Source organism: uncultured Ellagibacter sp. (assembly GCF_934617235.1).
Lineage (GTDB): Bacteria > Actinomycetota > Coriobacteriia > Coriobacteriales > Eggerthellaceae > Ellagibacter.
This window is the reverse complement of the sequence record NZ_CAKTTZ010000080.1, coordinates 1-2,490: the sequence shown is the minus strand read 5'-3', so window position 1 is coordinate 2,490 and position 2,490 is coordinate 1. Positions and strand designations below refer to the sequence as shown.

The 2,490-nt window shown below is 58.3% G+C and carries 3 protein-coding genes; 2 read left to right on the top strand and 1 reads right to left on the bottom strand.

Annotation, left to right across the window (positions count from 1 at the left end):
• Nucleotides 1–527, bottom strand: a 527-nt coding sequence (locus tag Q0G85_RS10230) for an ABC transporter ATP-binding protein (protein ID WP_297157672.1), incomplete at its 3' end; no start/stop codon positions are given.
• 195 nt (nt 528–722) lie between these two features.
• Between Q0G85_RS10230 and Q0G85_RS10225 the strand changes: the two genes are divergently transcribed.
• A complete protein-coding gene (locus Q0G85_RS10225; RefSeq protein WP_297157669.1) occupies nt 723–1,166 on the top strand; it encodes an Rrf2 family transcriptional regulator in 444 nt (147 codons plus the stop codon).
• A gap of 702 nt (nt 1,167–1,868) precedes the next feature.
• Nucleotides 1,869–2,387: a hypothetical protein gene (locus Q0G85_RS10220; protein ID WP_297157666.1), complete on the top strand. Its 519-nt coding sequence runs from the start codon at nt 1,869–1,871 to the stop codon at nt 2,385–2,387.
• Nucleotides 2,388–2,490: the final 103 nt, after the last annotated feature.

The following is a 2,490-nucleotide window of genomic DNA, read 5'->3' as shown; positions in this document are numbered from 1 at the left end:
GTCTCGTCCAGGATGGCCAGCTTCGGCTTGAGAAGCAGCAGCTGCAGCATCTCGAGCTTCTTCTTCTCGCCGCCGGAAAAGCCCACGCCCAGCTCGCGATCGAGATACGCCGTGTCGAAGTCGAGGCTTTTCGACAGTTCGCGCACGTGCTTGCGGAATTCCTTGCCCTTCATCTTGAAGCCTTCGCGGCCCTCGACGGTGGCGCGCAGGAAGCTCGACAGCGGCACGCCGGGGATCTCGACCGGGGCCTGGAAGCTCAAGAAAAGACCCGCGCGTGAGCGCTTGTCGGGGGAAAGTTCCGTAATATCTTGCCCGTCGAAGGTCACGGTGCCCGAAGTTACGCTATACTCAGGGTCGCCCATGATTACATGGCCGAGCGTCGATTTGCCGGCGCCGTTCGGGCCCATCATGACATGCGTCTCGTGTGCGCCGATCGCCAGATCGATGTCGTGAAGGATGGGTTTGTCGCCTACCGAGGCCGACAGCCCCTGCAGTTTCAGCAGCGGGCTCGTTGCAGTGGTTTCCATGAAGTATGCCCCTCTCGTCTGTGCATATTCCTATGAATTTTCTAGGAATAAAATACCTCGAAGCGATAAAATGTCAAGTAATAGATTGCTTTCGCGCTAGAATGAGCACGCGAAATCGAAATGGTTGCGCACGGCGGTTGCGTTCGGGTTATTCCGAGGGCGAACCGTATCACGAGGGGGAAGTGAGGATAAACGATGCTGGTAACCACGAAGGGGCGCTACGCGATGCGCCTCATGATCCGCATTGCCCAGCAAGGCCCCGACGGGAAGGTTCCCCTGCGCAAAGTGGCCGAAGAGGAAGACATCTCGCTGAAATACCTCGAGCAGGTGGTGCGGCCGCTTATGGCCGCAGGGCTTGTGCGCAGTGTGCGTGGCAAGGGCGGCGGCTATGCGCTGGCTCGCGAGGCGTCCGACATTCGTGCAGGTGACGTGCTGCGTGCGGCCGAGGGTTCCACGGTGCCCGTGGCGTGCAACGCGCTTGAGGATGACGAAATCGGCTGCCCGCGCAAAAGCGAGTGCACGACGGTGCGCTTCTGGGCGGGGCTCGACCAGGTGATCGAGGAATACGTCGACTCGGCCACGCTCGCCGACTTCCTAGAATACGCGCCTGAGCCTGGCATGGCTATCGAGGGCTGCTAGCGCTTTCTTCCCGCGCCTGCGGGGTCCATCGCGCGGGCCGCGCGGGCTGAGAGATGACGTGGCGGTATGCTTATTCTCGACGCCGCGCAGGGGAATGGCGTGGCCTGGCGCCGCAAGTCTTGTGATGCGCGCTTTCCCCAAACCTGGTAAAGTTCGCGCATGGAAGACATTCTGTGCGACATATCGGCGTTTCGCTTTCATCGAACCCCTCCGCAGGTTCTAATGCTGTGCCCTCCTTACCCCGACAGGGCGACCGATAGCAATCGTGCAGGCTTCAGGAGCCATATACTCACCCATGAGATACTCGGTATCCCCGTCCATCTTTTAGCGACTGATCGCAAACGCCGACTGAACAACGTGAGCACGGTGTCGCACCTCGTTACAAACGAGTTGCCATTTGGGTGCATACAGCAAACCGACCTCGGTATTTCAACGGCAAGTCCTCTCTATTCACTATTTAACCTTGCCTCGCATGTCGACGAAAACCACCTTGTTATGGCGATGTACGAATTCTGTGGCACGTTTTCGATATTTCGGCCGAGCCCAGTTGTTGAAGCGCTTCTCGACAGCATCGACTCTTCCGAGCTGCTTCCCCGGTCATTCGGGTGGCGGCGAGTCAAAAGCTCTTCGGGGAGAAAGACCGACCTTTGGAGACGAGAACCTCTTATCGAGCTGGGCGAATTGGGACAGTTCGCCGACGCCATGAAAAGCGAACGCGGCGGGCGGCGTTTCGCGCGCGCCGCGAAACGCGTGACCGGGGTTACCGCTTCGCCGTTTGAGGTCCAAGCTTCGATGCTCTTCTCGACGCAAAGATGCAAGGGCGGCGAGGGCTTTTCGGGATTCGTCAACAACGAGCGAATTCCGCTTTCGACAAGCGCAAGGCGCATCTATGGGAAATCGACGTGCTACGCCGACCTGCTGTTCGACGTTCCCAACGGCGCAAGCCCGCTTATCGTCGAATGCCAGGGAAAAGTGGTCCACGACGACTACGATTCGGCGATTTCGGACTCCGACAGGACGACCGCGCTTCAACAAATGGGCTTTACCATCATGCCGCTTACTTATCGGCAGATATCCGATCGGGCAAACTTTGATACGGTGCGCAGGATGGTTGCAAGGCAAATCGGAGTCGCGTATCGAAGCAAAAGCTCCAAAGAGATTCGTTGCGAGATCGACCTGAGGCGCAACATCTTTATCGATTGGACAACTCTCGGGCGCTAAATTGTGCGTTATTACTGCATCTGGGCGTCTCTATGTTAAACCACCGTTGACATGGGTGTCCCATCGGCGGCCCTCCCGAAAAGCAGGCTCCCCCTATCATGGG

Excerpts from the sequence above, each read along its gene's own strand:
- Q0G85_RS10225 (WP_297157669.1), top strand. The coding sequence starts at position 723 with ATGCTGGTAACCACGAAGGGGCGCTACGCGATGCGCCTCATGATCCGC.
- Q0G85_RS10220 (WP_297157666.1), top strand. The coding sequence starts at position 1,869 with ATGAAAAGCGAACGCGGCGGGCGGCGTTTCGCGCGCGCCGCGAAACGC.